The following is a 20,014-nucleotide window of genomic DNA, read 5'->3' as shown; positions in this document are numbered from 1 at the left end:
GCGTTGGCTGCAACACAAATGGCTTTGAGACACTCCATTGCCGTTCGCCCTGCAGGTCTGATGAATGCGTTTAAATTAAAGATTGATTTGGTTTATTGTAAAACCCGGTTAATCGATGAGCTAAGTGAAAAAGTGTGAAAGCCGCTGCAAAGCGGCTTTTTTATTGCCCTGAATTTGAAACTGGTGCTAAAGCTCAAGCCGTACGATGCCGAAAAGATAAAAAAGTATTATCGATTGCTTCTTTTCGCCTGCGTATTGCAAGGACACACACATGCGTAACAACCAGCCCGTCACTCAGCGTGAATTCGCTTTTGACGATGACGCCACATTGATGTCGACTACCGATCTCAACAGCTACATCACCTATGCCAACGATGCCTTTATTGAAGTCAGTGGCTTCAGTCCAGAAGAGGTGAATGGCCAGCCACACAATATGGTGCGCCACCCGGATATGCCGCCGGAAGCCTTTGCCGATATGTGGGCGACCCTCAAACAGGGCGAGCCGTGGACGGCGCTAGTGAAAAACCGGCGTAAAAATGGCGATCACTATTGGGTGCGCGCCAACGCCATTCCGGTGGTGCGTGAAGGCAAGGTGCAGGGTTTTATGTCGGTGCGCACCAAGCCGTCGGTGGAGGAGGTTCGCCAGACCGAAGCGCTGTACCGCGACTTCCGCGAAGGGCGCGTCAAAGGACGCCGCTTCCATAAAGGCTTGATGGTCGGCACCGGCTGGCGTCGCCTGGGCTCGATCCTGAAAACTCTGCCGCTGCGCTGGCGCATCCGCTCAACCTTATTAACGCTGCTGCCGCTCTCGGTGATTGGCGTCTGGCTGCTGGGCCTTGCACCTCTTGCCGTTGGCTGCTTTGCCGGCGGCATGGCGGGCCTTTTACTGCTGGCGAGTCTGTGGCTGGAGCAGCAAATTTCACGTCCGATGGAGCGCATGTGCCGTCAGGCATTGAGCGTGGCGACCGGCGCCAGCCATAAAGTGGAGCAGATCGACCGCGTCGATGAGATTGGCGTGACGCTGCGCGCCATCGGCCAGCTTGGTCTGATGTTCCGCTGGCTGGTGGATGATGTCAGCGGCCAGGCGATCAACGTGCTGAGCGCCAGCGATGCCATTGCGCGCAGCAACGACGAATTGAGCCGCCGCACCGAACAAGCAGCGGCTAACGTGCAGCAAACCGCCGCCACCATGAACGAAATGACCGCCACGGTGAAGAGCAACACCGATACCGCCAAAGAGGTCAATGGGCTGTCGGAAAACACCAGTCATGCGGCGATCAAAGGCGGCGAAGTGATGCAGGAGATGGTGGGCATGATGGCGGAGATCGCCGACAGCTCGAAGCGCATCGCCAACATCACCAGCGTGATTGACGGTATCGCTTTTCAGACCAATATTCTGGCGCTTAACGCCGCAGTGGAAGCCGCGCGCGCCGGTGAGCAGGGCAAAGGCTTTGCGGTGGTGGCCGGTGAAGTGCGCAATCTCGCACAACGCAGCGCCAAAGCCGCCAGCGAAATCAAACATCTGGTGGAAACCAGCGCCAGCCGCGTGCAATCGGGCAGCGATCACGCCGATGCGGCTGGGCACACCATGCAGGAGATTGTCGATCAGGTGCAGAATGTCACTGCGCTGATCGCGCAAATCAGCGGCGCGACCGCCGAGCAGGCCATCGCGCTGACGCAGGTCAGCACAGCGGTGGAAGATCTCGACGATATCACCCATCGAAACGCCGCGCGCGTGGCGGAAAGCGCCGAAGCGTCCGGTCGCATGAAGCATCAGGCCAATCGTCTGGTGGAAGCGATCAGCGTGTTCCGTTAACGCATGTCGCGTTCGGCGCGCAGTGCGCCGGGTGGCGTGCCAACAATGCGTTTGAAGGCGCGGCTAAACGCCGCCAGCGAACCGTAACCGAGGTGGAAGGCAACGCTTTCCACCGCTTCGCCCTCGTTCACGATACGTTCCACCGCCAGCCGCATGCGCAGCTCGGTAAGATAGCGCAGCGGCGTCATGCCGGTTGCCGTCTGGAAGCGCGCGGCAAACACCGAGCGTGAGCTGCCGGATTCGCGCGCCAGCCGTTCCACCGTCCAATTTTCGCCGGGTGCGCGATGCATCGCCGCCATCGCCAGGCTGAGACGCGGATCGCGCAGCGCCTGCACCAGGCCGCTGCCTTTGCCGCAGCCGTTCTCCACCCAGCCCCGCACAATTTGCGCCGCCACCACATCCGCCAGCCGCGACAAAATCCCGGCGAAACCGGCTTTGCGCTGCCGCGTTTCGCGTTCCATCGCATCAAGAATCGGCTGAATTTCCGGATACTGCGCCAGCAGCGTACTCACCAGCATCACGTCGGGCATGGTGTGCACCAGCGGCTGCATGCCGCCCAGTTCAAACGCCATGCAGGCGCTGAACAGAATCACATCGCTGTTATCCGGGCAGAGTTCGGTGCTGTCGTCGATGGCGCAGACGCTGGCGCAAATCGGGCGGCTATTAAACGTCGAAATGGGTTCGCAAACGGCCTCTTCGCTGGAGATCAGCGCGTGCGGTTTGCCGTGCGGGATCAGCAGCGCATCGCCCGCCTGCAGCGGATAAATCACGCCTGACGCCGAGCGAATCAGTAACGATCCGCGCCCAACAAAATGCAGCTGCGCGCGACCAGGCGCGTCGTCATATTGCAGGCCAAAAGGCGCGTGCAGCGCGATACGCTGGTATTTGACGCCGTACAGGCGCATGCCCATTAGCAATTCACTGGTCAGATCTTCATAGCGACTCATACCAATCCCAGACGAATAATCAAAAAACAAAGTTTCTGCATCATAGATCGTCTGGTGATCAGTCACTATGCTTAACGCTAAATATTTTGTGATGGGGATCACAGATGAGCCTGGATACTGAAATAGTCGAAACACCGTTAGACGTGGATAAACCGGCGTGGGGCGCGGTGTTTGCCATGGCCTTTGGCGTGTTCGGCCTGATTACCGCAGAATTTCTGCCGGTTAGCTTGCTGACGCCGATCGCCGACACGCTGCGTATCAGCGAAGGGCAGGCGGGACAAACCGTGACCGTGACTGCGCTGGTGGCGCTGCTCACCAGCCTGGTGATTGGCAACGTGACGCGCCAGCTCGATCGTCGCGTGGTGATGCTGGCCTTTACGCTGCTGCTGATTGCCTCGGCGCTGTTGGTGGCTTTTGCCGAGAATCTGCCGATGATTCTGCTGGCCCGCGTGCTGCTGGGCGTGGCGATTGGCGGCTTCTGGACGCTCTCGACCGCGATTACCATGCGTCTGGTGCCGAGCGATCAGGTGCCGCGCGCGCTGTCCATCGTGTTTAGCGGTATTTCGCTGGCGACCATTATTGCTGCGCCGCTCGGCAGCTATCTGGGCGGCATTATTGGCTGGCGTAACATCTTCATTCTGACCGCTGCATTAGGCGTGCTGGCGCTGCTGTGGCAGTTCTTCACCTTGCCCGCGATGCCGCCGATTAATAAAGCGCGCAGCGGTGGCGTGCTGGATCTGCTGCGTAGAAGCGTGATGCGCTGGGGCATGCTGGCGGTGATCATGATGTTTACCGGCCACTTCGCCTTCTTTACTTATCTGCGTCCGTTCCTCGAAGGCAGCGCGCAGCTGAACGTCAATCAGCTGTCGCTGGTGCTGCTGGCGTTTGGCGTGGCGAACTTCTTCGGTACTTCGCTGGCAGGATATCTGGTGACGCGCAGCGTATCGCTGACATTAACCGCGATGGCGCTGGTGATGAGCGTGACCGCGCTGCTGCTGGTGAGCTTCGGCGAGGTGTCGTGGCTGGTCGCGGCGGGCGTGGCGCTGTGGGGCCTGGCGTTTGGTTCGATGCCAACCGGCTGGTCAACGTGGATATCCCGCGCGGTGCCGGACGATGCGGAATCAGGCGGCGGTTTGCTGGTCGCCACCATTCAGCTGGCGATCACCGCCGGTGCCGCAGCCGGCGGCTGGATGTTTGATCTGCAAGGCGCTGGCGGCGTGTTCCTCGCCAGCGGCGTGCTGATGCTGCTGGCGGCCATCACCATCTTCACCCGTGTTCGTCATCACGGCTGATGCGTCTGCAATCCGTAGCGGCGCAATTTATTGCGCGTCTTTGACCTTATATAAGGCAGAAAGGTGCGCGATTAATCGCGCCGCTACAGAGATGTGCGCTGTGCCTATCGCAGCCATATATCCTGCCTTTTAATTAAATGTCAGATTTTTAACCCTTTGCACAAAGGTTAATCCAAACGTGCTTTTTATGTTCAAAATATTCGAATGACAACGGCAAATCTCTCCGCTTTTTACTGATCAATTCTGCGCCTATTATATCTCTCAACAAGGCGATGACGCCTTACTCAATCAAACGTACATTAAGGAATTGACCATGAAAACCATCAAAACTTTTGCTGCTGTTGTTGCTCTGACCGTTCTGCCATTCGCTACCTTTGCGCAAAGCATCACTGCAACCGCTTCAACGCTGGATGGAGCAGAAGCGCAAATCGCTGCTCAGGCGCATGAAGCTGGTGCTTCGTATAAAGTGACCGAAGCCAACTTTAACAACGGCGTGCACATGACTGCGGAACTGACCAAATAAGTTGCATTAACGTTCTGTGCTGACAGGGTGCCTTCGGGCGCCCTGGCGGCGTTGGTAAGCCGATAAAATCCTGTCACTTTCCCTTCGAAATGATTACTATTCTCAAAAAGTAGCACCCTTCGTCGGCTCGCCTCGGGCTGTCTTTTTAACATTGGTTGTAATGTCGGGCTTTCACTTCACTGCCATCAGGCGGTGTTTTTGCTATGGAGAAGTTATGAAGGCGAATAAAAAATCGTGGGCGCTGCGTCCACTGCTGCTGGCAACAGCGCTGTTCTCAACCTCTGCGGTGATGGCGGCGGAGTCTCAGCCGTTGAACCAGGCGATCTCAAAAGGCGCTTACGAGTTGGCGTTCAGCAACAGCGATAATGCGCTGTTCCTGGCGACCGCGCAGAGTACCACCGACAAAAAAGGCGGCACCGTTTATCGTCTCGATCCGCAGGATCTGGCGGTAAAGCAAACCATCAACACCGATCTGCCGACCTTTGGCGCGGCGATCAACCAGAAAACCAACATTCTCTATTTCGGTAACACCCGCGATGCTGCACTGACTGCAGTGGATGCCACCAGCGGCAAGGTGATCAACACGCTGGTGCTGGATGGTCGTCAGCGCAGTGAAACCGTGCGTCCGCTGCAGCCGCGCCAGTTGGCGGTTGATCCGGCGACCAATCGCGTTTACATCACTGGCCTCGGTGAGCAGAGCGTGGTTTGGGTGGTGGATGGCAAAACCCTGCAACTGATCAGCACCGTGCCGAACACCGGCAAAATGGGCACCGGTTTAGCGATCGATTCTGCGGCGCAAAAACTGTACGTCACTAACTCCGATGGCGAACTGGTGACCATCAATACGCGCCTGAACGCGATTGAAAAGCGTCAGAAAATCGATGGCGACAACGATCACTTCTTCCTCAATATCTCGCTGGATACCAAAGGCCATCGCGCCTTCCTCAGCGACTCAAAACAACCGCAGGTGCTGGTGCTGGATACCCGCACCCAGCAGGTGATCCACAAGATCGATGTGCCGGAATCGCTGGCGGTATTGTTTAATGCCGATCGTGATGAGCTGTACGTCACGCACCGTAAAGCGGGCGAAATCAGTATCATCGACGCCAGCAGTTACAAAGTAAAACGCACGGTGAAAGCGCCGGGCCTGCCAAACAGCCTGGCGCTTTCCGCCGATGGCAAAACCCTGTTTGTCAGCATCAAGCAGCCGGGTTCACGCAAAGAACCACCAAAGAATCCAGATAGCGTGCTGCGTATCGCTTTATAAGCGGTAATAGTCTGAATTAAAGGGCGGCTTGTGCCGCCCTTTGCATTTCCGCACTTCGCTGCGCCTATTCTTTACGCACATACGCTACCTTGTAGGACGACAACACCAATGGAGAGGATGCAATGAGCCAGTTTTTTATGCATGAGAAAAACGATCTGGTTAACGAAGCCATCGAAGGGGTTTTGCTGAGTACGCCGTGGCACAACCTCAGTCGCCTCGATCTCGGTGATGAGATTCGCGTGGTGGTGCGTTCGGACTGGGATAAAAGCAAAGTGGCGCTGATCTCGGGCGGCGGTTCTGGCCATGAACCGGCGCATGCCGGATTTGTCGGCAAAGGCATGCTGACGGCGGCGGTTTGCGGCGATATTTTCGCCTCGCCGAGCGTCGATGCGGTGTTGAACGCCATTGTTAACGTCACCGGCGATGCCGGTTGCCTGCTGATTGTGAAGAACTATACCGGCGACCGTCTTAACTTCGGACTGGCGGCAGAGAAAGCCAAAAACCTCGGCTACAAAGTTGAGCTGGTGATGGTGCAGGATGATATCGCGCTGCCGGAAAACCCGCAGCCGCGCGGTATCGCCGGGACTGTGCTGGTGCACAAAATCGCTGGCTTTGCGGCGGAGCAGGGACAATCGCTGGATGAGGTCAAAGCGCTGGCACAGCGTGCGATTGATGCCATATCGTCCATTGGTTTGGCTTTCGCCACTTGTCATGTGCCGGGCGAAAAACGCGATGAGCGCGTCGAGCCCGGGCACAGCGAGCTCGGCATGGGCATTCACGGCGAGCCGGGTGTAATCACGCTGGATACGCAAGACAGCCGCCAAATCACCAGCATCATGACCGATAAACTGGCGCAGGCGCTGCCGGACGGCAAGCAAGCGCTGTTGCTGATCAACAATCTCGGTGGCTTCTCGCAGCTGGAGCTGGCGCTGTTAACGCGTGAAGTGTTGCAGTCGCCGCTGGCGGCACGCATCACGCATCTGCTGGGGCCGGCAACGCTGGTCAGCGCGCTGGATATGAAAGGTTTTTCGCTGACGCTGCTGGCGCTGGAGGAGCCGTTCCTTGAAGCGTTAAACGCGCCGGTTCAGGTGCTGGGTTGGGTGCCGGTGTATGACTTTGCGCCGATCAGCCTGCAACGTGCAGAGAAAATCGGCAGCGTGCTGGATTTTGATGCCTCTGAGAATGCGGAGGTGGCACGCATCGTCGCCAGCGTCACGCAGACGCTGATCGATCTGGAAAGCGAGCTGAACGCGCTGGATGCCAAAGTGGGCGATGGCGATACCGGCTCAACCTTTGCCGCCGGGGCGAAGAAAATTCAGCGCGGCCTGCAGGAAAAACAGCTGCCGCTGGATGAGCTGCCAACCTTGCTGGCGCTGATTGGCGAGCAGCTGGCGACGGTGATGGGGGGATCGAGCGGCGTGTTGATGTCAATTCTGTTCACCAGCGCCGGCCAGCAGCTGGAAGAGGGCAGCGCGCTGCCGCAGGCATTGATGCACGGGCTGGAGCGCATGAAACATTACGGCGGCGCGCAGCCGGGTCATCGTACGTTGGTGGATGCGCTGCAACCGGCGCTGGAAGCGTTAGTGGCGGGCGAGTCGCTGGCTGCGGCGGCAGAAGCGGCGCAGAAAGGCGCCGACGCCACTGCGCAGATGCAGAGCGCCAAAGCGGGGCGTTCCGCGTATCTGAACCAGCAGAGTCTGGATGGCGTGAAGGATCCGGGCGCGTACGCGATTGAGAAGGTGTTTGCGGTGCTGGCGGGTTAAACAGAGTGCGCCTGGCCCCTCACCCTCACCCTAACCCTCTCCCGCAAGCGGGAGAGGGGACTGACCGAGCACATATTTAACATTTGGCAGCGTCTCCCTCTTCCCGTGGGAGAGGGCCGGAGTGAGGGCACCAGACCGCACCGCACTACCACCTTACTCCGCGGCTTCGCGCATCATCTCTTCGTGTGGAATATCCTGCAAAATCTGCTCGAAACTGCGCAGACGTTTATAGATCGACATCAGCGTAATCAGCGTTGACCACGACGTGATCAAATACTGGAACGACGAGCGCACCTGATCAAACACATTGGTGATCTGGTTCAGCAGACCGAGCGTAATGGTACCCGCCACAATCGACGGGAACAGCACAAACAGCCCGAACACGTTATCCACCTGCAGATACATAATGCGGGTGATGTTGAAGTACAAATAGTGGAAATAGAGGCGGAAATAGTTCTGACGCACGCGGCTAAACAGCTCCTGCACCGTCGGCGGTGAGGCGCGTTCAGGATCGTCTTCGCCATATACCAGCTCTTTACGGTAGGCCGCTTCCACCCGCTGATTGCGGAACTCCAGCCCCGGCAGTTTAATCCCCACCAGCGCCAGCAGCGCGGTACCAAACAGCGACCACAGCAGCGCGGCAATCACCAATGCATACGGAATGCTGCCAAGAATGGGCACCTCTTTCACATGGTGCGACAGCGTGACCAGCACCGGCAGGAACGCCACCAGCGTCATAATCGCCTGAATAAAGTTGATGCCCCAATCCTGCAACGTGCCAGCGAAGCGCATGGTGTCTTCCTGTACACGCTGTGCCGCCCCCTCAACCAGACGCAGACGCTGCCAGTTGTGCATGTAGTAATTGTTCATCGCGGTACGCCAGCGGAATACCCAATGGCTGACGAAGAACGAGTTCATCACGCCAATCACTACCGCAATCAGCGCGATACCGAGAAACGCCAGCACTTGCACATAGAACTGGTGGATGGCGACGGAACCGGCTTTGGTCAGCGCCTGTTGAATCATGTCGTAGAACGGGCCGTACCAGGCGTTAACGCCCACGCCGACCTGCACGCCAAACCAGGTGACAAAGATGATCAGAATTGAACCCCAAACCGACCAGCGCTGCCACGGATGGTTATCAATCACGCGCCACGCCAGCGCAAAGAGGCCGGCAACGATCCAGTAATAGGCGTAAAACCACAGTTGGCTGATGTGAATAAAACGGCTGGCATTGGTTGGCAAGGGTTCGTGCATCGCCGCCTGTAGTGCAGGCCAGCGCGCCGGGAAATCACTGAAAAAGCCAAACCAGGCAAAAATCGCCAGCAAACTCCAAATCGCAGCTGAGCTGAAAAACAGCGTTGGCCGCGGAAAAAAGGACTTAAACATAGGCACTCCGCTGTTGTGTGTACGCTTTTATACCGCTTCAGACCTCTATCTGTCTGTTGTGGGTTGTATCTGACGATGTCAGTTTCGCCGCTGCGATGTAAAACGACAGCGGCAATTGTTAAGTAATTAGTGCGAATTTGTTTCTAACAACTAAATTATCCACAGCAATGGTGTTACAATATTTGCACTGTTACCGGTAACAGTGCTGCTGTATCCCTTAAGCTATCAATAAAAAAACAATACAACGCAACTACTTAACTTTCATGCCGCATTATATGTGGTACTGAGGCAATGTCATGTCAGAACAAAAAAATGGTCACACTCGCAGGGATTTTCTGCTGAGAACCATCACCCTGGCGCCGGCAATGGCGGTGGGCAGTACGGCGATGGGCGCACTGGTGGCACCAATGGCCGCTGGGGCAGCAGAACAAAACGCATCACCACAACAGGCGCGTAGCTACCAGCCCACCTGGTTCACCGCCGAAGAGTTTGCCTTTATCACTGCGGCCGTGGCGCGCCTGATCCCCAACGACGAACGCGGTCCTGGCGCACTGGAAGCCGGCGTGCCGGAATTTATCGATCGTCAAATGAACACGCCGTATGCCACCGGTAACAACTGGTACATGCAAGGTCCGTTCAATCCCGATCTGCCAAAAGAGTTAGGTTATCAGCTGCCGCTGGTGCCGCAGCAGATCTACCGTCTCGGCCTCGCCGATGCCGATGGCTGGAGCAAAAAACAGCATGGCAAAGTGTTTGCCGAGCTGACGGGCGAACAGCAAGACGCGCTGCTGACCGCGTTTGAAAGCGGCAGCGCCGAGTTCCCGCAGCTGCCGGCGAAAACCTTTTTCTCCTTCCTGCTGCAAAACACCCGCGAGGGTTATTTCAGCGATCCCATCCACGGCGGCAACCAGGGCATGGTGGGCTGGAAGCTGATTGGCTTCCCAGGCGCGCGCGCTGACTTTATGGATTGGGTGGAACGCGGTGAACGTTATCCGTTCCCGTCAGTGGATATTCGCGGGGAGAGGACGTAAGCGTGGCAAATGAATTGAAAAAAGTGGATGCGGTCGTCGTCGGTTTCGGCTGGGCGGGTGCCATCATGGCGAAAGAGCTGACCGAAGCGGGCCTGAATGTGGTGGCGCTGGAGCGCGGTCCGCATCGCGATACCTATCCGGATGGATCCTATCCGCAGTCGATCGATGAACTGACCTATAACATCCGCAAAAAGTTGTTCCAGGATTTGTCGAAAAGCACCGTAACGATTCGTCACGATGCCTCGCAAACCGCCGTACCTTATCGCCAGCTGGCGGCGTTTCTGCCCGGCACCGGCACCGGCGGTGCAGGTTTGCACTGGTCAGGCGTGCATTTCCGCGTTGACCCGGTAGAACTAAATCTGCGCAGCCATTACGAGCAGCGTTACGGTAAAAACTTCATTCCGGAAGGCATGACGATCCAGGATTTCGGCGTCAACTATGACGAGCTGGAACCCTTCTTCGATCAGGCCGAGAAAGTGTTCGGCACCTCGGGCAGCGCCTGGTCAATCAAAGGCAAACTGCTGGGCAAAGAGAAGGGCGGCAACCCGTACGCGCCAGATCGTTCCAGCGACTTCCCGCTGCCGGCGCAGAAGCGCACCTACTCGGCGCAGCTGTTCGCGCAAGCGGCGGAATCAGTGGGTTATCACCCTTATGATATGCCGTCGGCCAACACCTCAGGCCCCTACACCAACACCTACGGTGCACAGATGGGCCCGTGCAACTTCTGCGGTTTTTGCAGCGGTTACGCCTGCTACATGTATTCCAAAGCCTCGCCGAACGTCAATATCCTGCCCGCGCTGCGTCAGGAACCGAAGTTCGAGCTGCGCAACAACGCCTACGTGCTGCGCGTCAATCTGACCGACGATAAAAAGCGCGCCACCGGCGTGACCTATCTCGATGGTCAGGGCCGCGAAGTGGTGCAGCCTGCGGATCTGGTGATCCTGTCGGCGTTCCAGTTCCACAACGTGCATCTGATGCTGCTCTCCGGCATTGGCAAGCCGTATAACCCGATTTCCAACGAAGGTGTGGTTGGGCGTAACTTCGCCTATCAGAACATCTCGACGCTGAAAGCGCTGTTCGACAAAAACACCACCACCAACCCGTTTATCGGTGCCGGTGGCGCAGGTGTGGCGGTGGACGATTTCAACGCCGACAACTTCGATCACGGTCCGCACGGCTTCGTTGGCGGTTCGCCATTCTGGGTGAACCAGGCCGGTACCAAGCCGATCTCGGGTTTGCCAACGCCGAAAGGCACGCCAAACTGGGGCAGCCAGTGGAAATCTGCGGTCGCGGATACCTACAACCATCACATCTCGATGGATGCGCACGGCGCGCACCAGTCGTATCGCGCCAACTATCTCGATCTCGATCCGAACTACAAAGATGCCTATGGCCAGCCGCTGCTGCGTATGACCTTTGACTGGCAGGATAACGACATCAAGATGGCGCAGTTCATGATCGGTAAGATGCGCAAAATCACCGAAGCGATGAACCCGAAAATGATCATCGGCGGCGCGAAAGGGCCGGGCTCGCACTTCGACACCACCGTGTATCAAACCACGCACATGAGCGGCGGCGCGATCATGGGTGAAGATCCGAACACCAGCGCGGTGAACCGTTACCTGCAGAGTTGGGATGTGCCGAACGTGTTTGTGCCAGGTGCGTCGGCTTTCCCGCAGGGACTCGGCTACAACCCAACGGGCATGGTCGCCGCGTTGACCTATTGGTCAGCCAAAGCGATTCGTGAACAGTATCTGAAGAACCCCGGCCCGCTGGTACAGGCATAAGGAACACGGCGATGATCAAAAGCATTTTAGCCCTGTTTCTGGGCACCATGACGTTCGCCGCAGTGGCGGACGAAGCAGGTTCGGACGCGTTGGTGAAGCGCGGTGAGTATCTGGCGCGCGCGGGCGACTGCGTGGCCTGTCACAGCGCGCAGGGCGGCCAGCCGTTTGCCGGTGGACTGCCGATGGCGACGCCGATCGGCACCATTTACTCCACCAACATCACGCCGGATAAAGCCACCGGGATTGGTGACTACAGCTACGACGATTTCCAGAAAGCGGTGCGTCACGGCGTAGCGAAAAACGGCGACACGCTTTATCCGGCGATGCCGTATCCGTCTTACGCGGTGGTCAGCGATGACGACATGAAGGCGCTCTACGCCTACTTCATGCACGGCGTGCAGCCGGTGGCGCAGGCCAACAAAGAGAGCGACATTCCGTGGCCGCTGTCGATGCGCTGGCCGTTAGCCATCTGGCGCGGCATCTTCGCGCCGGATGTGAAAGCGTTCCAGCCGGCGGCACAGGAAGATCCGCAACTGGCACGCGGTCGCTATCTGGTGGAAGGTCTCGGTCACTGTGGCGCTTGCCATACGCCGCGTAGCATCACCATGCAGGAAAAAGCGCTCAACAATGGCGAAGGCAATAACTATCTCGCCGGCAGCAGCGCACCGATTGATGGCTGGACCGCCAGCAACCTGCGTGGCGATAACCGCGATGGCTTAGGCCGCTGGAGCGAAGAGGATCTCAGGCAGTTCCTGCGCTTTGGCCGCAACGATCACACTGCGGTGTTTGGTGGCATGACCGACGTGGTGCAGCACAGCCTGCAGTACCTGAGCGATGACGATATCAGCGCGATTGCTAAGTATCTGAAATCCCTAGGCGCGAAAGATCCGAATCAGGCAGTATTTAAGCAGGATGATGCGGTGTCTCAGGCGTTGTGGAAAGGTGACGACAGCCAGCCGGGCGCATCGACTTATGTCGATAGCTGCGCGGCGTGCCACAAAACCGACGGCAGCGGCTATCAGCGCTTCTATCCGGCGCTGCGCGGCAATCCGGTGGTGATGGCAGATGATCCGACCTCGCTGATTCACATCGTATTGGTCGGCGGCACTTTGCCTGGCGTGAAAGGCGCACCTACGGCGATCACCATGCCGGCGTTCGGCTGGCGTCTGAACGATCAGCAGGTGGCGGATGTGGTGAACTTTATCCGTGGCAGCTGGGGCAATGGCGTGAAGTCGAGCGTGTCGGCGAAAGATGTGGCCGAGTTGCGTAAAGACGAAACCGTGCAGCCAAAGCAGGGTAATGCGGATATTAAGGTGTTGGAAGGGCAGTAATATTAATGGAGGCCGGTATGGCCTCCATTTTTTAATCATGTACACTTATCAAAATATCCTCACTCCTTTAATATTATCTTACTTTAAGTATTTATGTAAAATTAAATGTGGTTTGTTTGATTTTTACATAATTAAATTTTTTATATATTGGTATGCTTTTTTTAATTTTGCGATAGTGAGGGATAATGTGAAGCGATTAACTTTGAGTATTGTTTTTTTATTATTATATTATTGATTGCTCTTCTTTTTTTAAGACCGTTCTGTTATTTTATTATTATGTGATTATTTAAAATCCTGACCTCAAGATGAGTTTATATAATTTGTTAACAAATTAACACAAGGAGTTGTTATGTTAAAATCTTATGATCCCACTCTGCCAGGTCTGGAAATTTGGGTAAACACGCCATATCAATACTGGAAAGGAAATTATATTGATGTAAAAAATGGTACCGTTGAGTTTACTATTAATGGAAAAACATTCCGGACCAAAGTTGCAGAAAACGGTGATTGGGAATTCCAGTTGCCTCTCCAACTGGCTGAAGGTGGACATAATGTTGCCATCCGTTTTTATGATGCAGCGGGTAATCGTGGTGATGTTTATCAATCACGCATCAATGTTGATCTCAGCGCACCGGATAAGCCTGGTATCACAAGTGTTATGGATGATGTGGGGAGTGTTAAGGGGCCAGTTGGAAATAAGGGATTTACTGATGACCCTAAGCCGACGATTTCTGGTTATGCCGAGCCAGACAGTATTGTTCGTGTATACAGCAATGGCATCTTATTGGGTAGTGTGCAGGCTGAGAAAAATGGCCAGTGGACAATGGAACCTAAATTGAGTGATGGTGAACACCGTATCTACATCACCGCTACCGATCGTTTTGGTCAAGTCAGTGAAGATTCTGATGTCTTCACGCTATTTATCAATGAACCCACCATCAATAAACCTCAATTGCTGGAGGTGTATGACAATTACGGCCAGGAAACCGGTGTCATCAAACATGGCGAAAATACAGATGATCTTCGTCCATCACTGAGTGGTAATGCGCCAGTTGGCGCCGAATCCGTACATATTTATGTTAATGGAAAGCGCGTAGGGATTGCTCCGGTTGAGAATGGAAAGTGGGATTGGGAAGCAAACTCAGATGTTCTGCACTATGGCAAAAACAGCATTACTCTGCGTTCGCAGAACAACCGAGGTGAATTAAGCCAGCCAACCGCAGCGTTTGACGTGATTGCAGTTGCCCCCACTACCGTGAAGATTGAGTATGCATGGGATAATTTCGGTAATTCGCAGGGCAAACTCGCTTCTGGTGCTGACACCGATGATTTTACGCCATCCTTTAGTGGCAGTGCTGAAGCTCACAGTATTGTCTACCTTCATGCGCGTCATCAAAATGGCAGCTGGTCCCTTAAAGGCAGTGCCGTAGCCGATGCAAACGGATTCTGGAATATTGAAGTAGCTGAGCTGACTAACGGCAATGGCGTGTATGATTTCCAGGCATCTAACTCAACGAGTTATAACGGTAAGAGTGGCGAATTCTCTCTCCAGATCAATGCATATGTGCAACCAGTCATTGATTCCGCCTACGACAATAATGGCTACGTTCAGGGCACTATCCAGAACGGTGGTCGTACCGACGATTTGACGCCAACCCTGAAAGGGCATGCCACTGCTAACAGTATTGTCTACATTCATACTAAACATGAAAAGGGCACCTGGGTGGTCAGCGGCAGTGCGAAGGTCAACGCTCAGGGAGAGTGGACATTTGATTTACCGCAGCTTTCCGCCTATGGCAACTACGATTTCGAGGCCTCCAGCAGCGCGACACGCGATCCAAAAGCAGCGACTTTCACGTTGTATGCGGGCCCGGACGTGCAGATTACGCCGGTCATTGATTCTGCCTACGACAATAATGGCTATCTTCAGGGCACCATCCAGAACGGCGGGCGTACCGACGATCTGACACCAACCCTGAAAGGGCATGCCTCTGCTGGCGCGATTGTCTACGTTCATACTAAACATGAAAACGGTACCTGGGTGGTCAGCGGCAGTGCCAAGGCCAACGCCCAGGGGGAGTGGACATTTGATTTACCTCAGCTGTCCGCCTACGGCAACTATAATTTCGAGGCCTCTGGCAGCGCGACACGCGATCCAAAAGCCGCGACTTTCACGCTGTATGCGGGCCCGGACGTGCAGATTCCACCGGTCATTGATTACCTCATCGACAACAACGGTCTGAGGCAGGGCACAATCGAGCATAATGGCCGAACCGATGACCTGACGCCAACTCTGAAAGGGCATGCCTCTGCGGGCGCAATTGTCTACATTCATGCCAAGCATGAAAGCGGCAAATGGTGGGTTAGCGGCAGTGCGAAAGCGGATGCCAAAGGTGAGTGGTCATATGATATGCCGCAACTGCCTAATTACGGCATCTACGATTTTCAGGCTTCGGGCAGCGTGACCCACGATCCCAAAGCCGCTACTTTCACGTTGTATGCGGCTCCTGATGCTCCGGTGATTGATTCCGTTTACGACAATATTGGCCTGATCAAGGGCACCATTGCGAACAGTGGACGTACCGACGACCTGAAGCCAACCCTGAAAGGCAGTGCCCCTGCTAACGATACCGTCTACGTTTATGCTAAGCATGAAAATGGCACATGGTGGATAAGTGGCAGCACGAAAGCCAACGCCAAAGGAGAGTGGGCATATGATATGCCGCAGTTGACTGCCTACGGCACCTACGCATTCCAGGTCTCTGGCCGTGAAGTACGCGATCCCAGCGCCAGCATTTTCTCGCTGTATGCCGCGCCTGATAGTTTGGTTGTTCCGGTCATTGTTTCTGCCCATGACAACAATGGTCTGCTCCAGGGCAGTGTTGAGAACGGTGGCCGGACTGACGATTTGACGCCGACCCTGAAAGGCTATACATCGGCTAACAGCACCGTTTACATTCATGCCAGGCATGACAACGGCACATGGTGGATCAGTGGCAGTGCGAAGGCTAATGCCAATGGCGAATGGACATTTAATGTGCCGCAGCTCACCGCATACGGCAGGCACGATTTCCAGGTATCCGGCAGCACGGTACGGGATCCTAAAGCGACTATTTTCACCTTTGACGCCAAACCCGATAGTTTTACATCCGAAATGAATGGCATTTCATACGATTACTCAGCTGACTTACTCGCTACCAGCAGCCAAAAATCGATTGTGAATATGGCTAATAGCACTGCTGGGAATACACTGAGTATTAATGTCAGTGACATCCTTAGCGCGGGTAGCAAAGATCTCTTTATTCAGGATGGCAAAACGCAAATGGTGGTGCACGGCAATAAAAATGATGTCATTAAGCTTGATGATTTGTTAGGCAATGGCATTGATGAAGGTGATTGGCATCGGCAGAAAGGAAATGTATCAGTGGCAGGCTTGAAATATCAGATATATACCCACGACGGCTTGGATGTTGAATTACTGGTAGAACAAGGCGTGAAAATCGATCTGGTTTAACCGCGTCTAATCATGGCGGCAATATTGGCCGCCATTTCTTTATTAGTCTTCAAATATTCTCCAAATCCATCCCACGGGTCTTCGGCCCGTAAATCCCCACCGACAGCATCACAATCAGCATGCTTAGCACGATAAAGGCGATCACGCCCTGGCTGCCGGCATACTGCAAAATAAGGCCAATCAAAATACTGCTGAACACCGTCGACAGGCGGCTAAACGAGTAGCAGAAACCCACCGCGCGGGCGCGAATGTGCGTCGGGAAAATCTCGGTCTGATAAGCGTGATAGCTGAAGGTTAGCCATGCATTGCTGTAAGTGATCAGGAAACCACAGATGATCATCAGCACCGGATGGGTCATAAACGCAAACAGCGTGCCGAACACCACCGTCATCAGCGATGAAAACACGATCTGCCATTTATTCTCGAGCTTATCGGCGTAGCGGCTGCAAATCAGCGAGCCGAGCGGGTAGGCCAGCGTAATGAAAAACGCATACAGCAGGCTGTGCGTGACGGTGGCGCCTTTGCCCGACAGCAGCGCCGGCAGCCAGTTGCCGAAGCCAAAAAAGCCGATCGCCTGAAAGAAGTTCATCACCACCAGCATCAGCGTGCGCTGGCGATAGGCCGGTGCCCAAATCTCGCTGAAACGCCCTTGCTTAGGTTGCTCAGGTGCGAACTGTCCCCCATCCCGGCCTTCCTCCGCAACAGGGGGAAGGGGAGAAGCGATACCACAGCGCTTTTCCATCGCACTCAGCACCTGATGCGCTTCCTGATGTCGTCCTTGTTGCGCCAGCCAGCGCGCCGATTCGGGCAGGTTTTTTCGAATCAGCCAGATCACCAGCGAGCAGACCGCACCGGCAAGCACCACCCAGCGCCAGCCTTCAAGACTGAGAATGGTTTGCGGCACCAGCCACCACGACATCAGCGCCACCGTCGGCACCGACAGAAACTGGATAAAGAAGGAGAAGGCGAACGCGCGGCTGCGCAGATGCGCCGGCACCCATTCGGAAAGATAGGTATCGATGGTCACCAGCTCGACGCCGAGGCCAATGCCGACCAGGAAGCGGAACAGGATAATCATCTCTGCGCTCTGCTGGAACGCCATCAGCAGCGAAAACGCGCCGTACCACGCCAGCGCGCACATAAAGGTCAGGCGGCGACCAAAACGGTCGGCGTAGGGCGCAAGCAAACTCGCGCCGACAAACAAACCGAGGAAGGTGGCCGAGGCAAATGCGGCCTGGTCGGCGATGCCGAACACGCCCGCAGAACCGGTATGAAACACGCCCGCCGCCACCAGGCCGGAGCTGATGTAGCCGGTTTCGAACAGATCGTAGAGCTCAAAGAAGCCGCCCAGCGCCAGCAGCGTGATAAAGCGCCAGAGACCGGCGGACGAGGGCAGCGCATCAATGCGCCCGGCTAAGGTGCGGCGATCCGCGCTCATGTGATCGTTCGCCATCCCTGTCGACGTGATGGTTGTCATTATTATGTATACCTCGGTGTTTGCAGAACCCGCTGACGGCTGAGATGGGTTTTAAAAATAATTAACCGTTAGCAAGCGAAGGAATAGCAGGATAATAAATTCGCTGAGAGTTGCCGAGAGGCGGGACGGTGACATTTTGGCAACATACGTTGCAGTTCACAGAAAAGTGATCGCCATCCGTGGCGCAGGCTTAGTGCAGGCTTGGGTAGACGCCGGGACCGATCGGTAAACCCAGCGCGTACCACGCCAGCAGCAGCACAATCCAGGTGGTGAAGAACACCAGCGGATAGGGGAAGATCAGCACGTAATAGGTGCCCAGTTGCGCATCTTTTTGATAACGCTGCAGGAAGCCGAGGAACAGCGGCAGGAACGGCGACATCGGTGCCAGCGGCAACACCGCAGAATCGGCGATGCGGAAGATCATCTGGGCAAACGCCGGATGGAAGCCAAGCAGCATAAACATCGGCACAAATACCGGCGCCAGAATCGACCAGATCGCCGATCCGCTGGCGATAAACATGCACAGGAACGCCGACAGGAACATCAGGCCCATAAACGCCGGTGCGCCGCTGATGCCCGCGCTCTCCAGCACATCGGTCAGGCCGATGGCCATAAACTTGCCCATGTTGCTCCAGTTGAAGAAGGCCACGAACTGCGACAGCGGAAACACCATCACAATAAAGCCCGCCATGCTCTTCATCGGATCCACCAGCAGCTGCGGGATATCATCCGCGCGGCGAATCTGCTTGGTTACCGCGCCATAGGCAATCGCCACCACAAAGAAGAACAGGATGATGATTGGCACAATGCCCTGAATAAACGGCGAGGGAATAATGCCGCCGGTTTTTGGATTGCGCAGCGGCGCGTGTTCCGGCACCACCAGCAGCGCCATCAGCGCGATAAACACCAGCGCGGCGATGCCGGCGGCTTTCAGGCCGCGATTCTCCAGCGCGGTGAGCGGCGGCAGACGATCGCTATTGCCGCCGTTCCACGCGGGCAGGCGCGGCTCGACAAACTTATCGGTTAGCAGCGCACCGGCGATGGTCAGCACAATCACCGAGCTGGCCATAAAGTACCAGTTGTCGATTACGCTAACGTGTACGGTGTCGCTCACCGCTTTGGCGGCTTCGCTACTGATGCCGGACAGCAGCACGTCGGTGGTGACAATCAGCAGGTTGGCGGTAAAACCGGACGCCACGCCCGCGATCGCCGCCATCAATCCCGCCACCGGATGACGTCCCACCGCGAGGAAGATCAGCGCGCCGAGCGGCGGCATTACTACCAGCGCGGCATCGGACGAAATGTGGCTGAAGAAGGCGATAAACAGCACCATGTAGCTGGCGTAGCGACGGCTCACGCGCGAAGCCATCTTCACCATCAGCGACTGCAGCAGGCCGACTTTTTCCGCCAGGCCAGCACCAATCACCAGCGCCAGAATCGATCCCAACGGCGTGAAGCCACTGAAGTTTTTGATGATATTGGGCAGGATCCATTGAATCCCTGCCACGCTCAGCAGGTTATTCACCCGCACCAGCTCGCCGTTGGCCGGGTTTTTCACCGCCACGTCGAGGCTGCTGAGCACGGCGGTGGCTACCATCAGCACCACAATCAAATAGACGAACAGTAAAAACGGGTTCGGCACTTTGTTGCCGACGCGTTCAATCCAGCTAAACAGCTTTCCAGGGCTGCGGTTCTCCGTTGTTATTTCCATGGCAGGTCCTCATCAGTCGTCTTATTGTGTTTGCAAGCCCGCTGAGGGCTATATTTTTTTATGTTTGGTCTTACAAATTTGCACATACCGTAGCGGCGCAATTCATTGCGCATTATCTGGATGGGCACGGAGCCGCCATTGATATGCGCGATGAATCGCGCCGCTA

The 20,014-nt window shown here is 55.8% G+C and carries 13 protein-coding genes; 9 read left to right on the top strand and 4 right to left on the bottom strand.

Going from position 1 to position 20,014, the window contains the following annotated elements:
• Window positions 1-271: 271 nt before the first annotated feature.
• A complete protein-coding gene (locus KVT28_RS21735; RefSeq protein ID WP_217550042.1) occupies window positions 272-1,816 on the top strand; it encodes a PAS domain-containing methyl-accepting chemotaxis protein in 1,545 nt (514 codons plus the stop codon).
• Here KVT28_RS21735 and KVT28_RS21730 read toward each other — a convergent pair.
• Window positions 1,813-2,763 (bottom strand): AraC family transcriptional regulator, encoded by a 951-nt coding sequence (locus tag KVT28_RS21730; protein ID WP_101763127.1) that lies wholly within the window; start codon window positions 2,761-2,763, stop codon window positions 1,813-1,815. The genes KVT28_RS21735 and KVT28_RS21730 overlap by 4 nt on opposite strands.
• A 104-nt stretch (window positions 2,764-2,867) precedes the next feature.
• On the opposite strand from KVT28_RS21730, the gene KVT28_RS21725 reads away from it, so the two are divergent.
• From KVT28_RS21725 to KVT28_RS21710, 4 genes are all read left to right on the top strand, one after another.
• Complete coding sequence (locus KVT28_RS21725) at window positions 2,868-4,055, top strand: MFS transporter (RefSeq protein ID WP_217550040.1); 1,188 nt, start codon at window positions 2,868-2,870, stop codon at window positions 4,053-4,055.
• Window positions 4,056-4,368: 313 nt separating this feature from the next.
• Window positions 4,369-4,578, top strand: coding sequence for a DUF1471 domain-containing protein (locus tag KVT28_RS21720; RefSeq protein WP_101763034.1), 210 nt, complete (start codon window positions 4,369-4,371; stop codon window positions 4,576-4,578).
• Between the two features lie 214 nt (window positions 4,579-4,792).
• Window positions 4,793-5,845: a YncE family protein gene (locus tag KVT28_RS21715; protein ID WP_217550038.1), complete on the top strand. Its 1,053-nt coding sequence runs from the start codon at window positions 4,793-4,795 to the stop codon at window positions 5,843-5,845.
• 122 nt (window positions 5,846-5,967) lie between these two features.
• On the top strand, window positions 5,968-7,608 hold the full coding sequence (locus KVT28_RS21710; RefSeq protein ID WP_217550036.1) for a dihydroxyacetone kinase subunit DhaK: 1,641 nt from the start codon (window positions 5,968-5,970) through the stop codon (window positions 7,606-7,608).
• A 153-nt stretch (window positions 7,609-7,761) separates the two neighbouring features.
• Here the strand turns inward: KVT28_RS21710 and sbmA are convergent, their stop codons facing one another.
• Window positions 7,762-8,997, bottom strand: a complete 1,236-nt coding sequence (sbmA, locus tag KVT28_RS21705) for a peptide antibiotic transporter SbmA (RefSeq protein ID WP_101762366.1) — start codon at window positions 8,995-8,997, stop codon at window positions 7,762-7,764.
• A 296-nt stretch (window positions 8,998-9,293) separates the two neighbouring features.
• Between sbmA and KVT28_RS21700 the strand changes: the two genes are divergently transcribed.
• The 4 genes from KVT28_RS21700 (at window position 9,294) to KVT28_RS21685 (ending at window position 16,660) form a co-directional block, all read left to right on the top strand.
• On the top strand, window positions 9,294-10,028 hold the full coding sequence (locus tag KVT28_RS21700; protein WP_217550034.1) for a gluconate 2-dehydrogenase subunit 3 family protein: 735 nt from the start codon (window positions 9,294-9,296) through the stop codon (window positions 10,026-10,028).
• A gap of 2 nt (window positions 10,029-10,030) precedes the next feature.
• Window positions 10,031-11,815 (top strand): GMC family oxidoreductase, encoded by a 1,785-nt coding sequence (locus tag KVT28_RS21695; protein WP_192412642.1) that lies wholly within the window; start codon window positions 10,031-10,033, stop codon window positions 11,813-11,815.
• Window positions 11,816-11,826: 11 nt separating this feature from the next.
• Complete coding sequence (locus tag KVT28_RS21690) at window positions 11,827-13,146, top strand: cytochrome c (RefSeq protein ID WP_217550032.1); 1,320 nt, start codon at window positions 11,827-11,829, stop codon at window positions 13,144-13,146.
• A 349-nt stretch (window positions 13,147-13,495) separates the two neighbouring features.
• Window positions 13,496-16,660 (top strand): Ig-like domain-containing protein, encoded by a 3,165-nt coding sequence (locus KVT28_RS21685; protein WP_217550030.1) that lies wholly within the window; start codon window positions 13,496-13,498, stop codon window positions 16,658-16,660.
• A gap of 49 nt (window positions 16,661-16,709) precedes the next feature.
• Here KVT28_RS21685 and KVT28_RS21680 read toward each other — a convergent pair whose 3' ends face one another.
• Entirely contained in the window at window positions 16,710-18,137 is a 1,428-nt protein-coding gene (locus KVT28_RS21680; protein ID WP_217550028.1) for an MFS transporter, read from the bottom strand.
• Window positions 18,138-18,327: 190 nt separating this feature from the next.
• Window positions 18,328-19,848, bottom strand: a complete 1,521-nt coding sequence (gene abgT, locus KVT28_RS21675; RefSeq protein WP_192235968.1) for a p-aminobenzoyl-glutamate transporter — start codon at window positions 19,846-19,848, stop codon at window positions 18,328-18,330.
• Between the last annotated feature and the right edge of the window lie 166 nt (window positions 19,849-20,014).

It is taken from the genome of Pantoea sp. GbtcB22, from assembly GCF_019091025.1.
Lineage (GTDB): Bacteria > Pseudomonadota > Gammaproteobacteria > Enterobacterales > Enterobacteriaceae > Pantoea > Pantoea leporis.
This window is presented reverse-complemented; position numbering and strand designations above follow the sequence as displayed.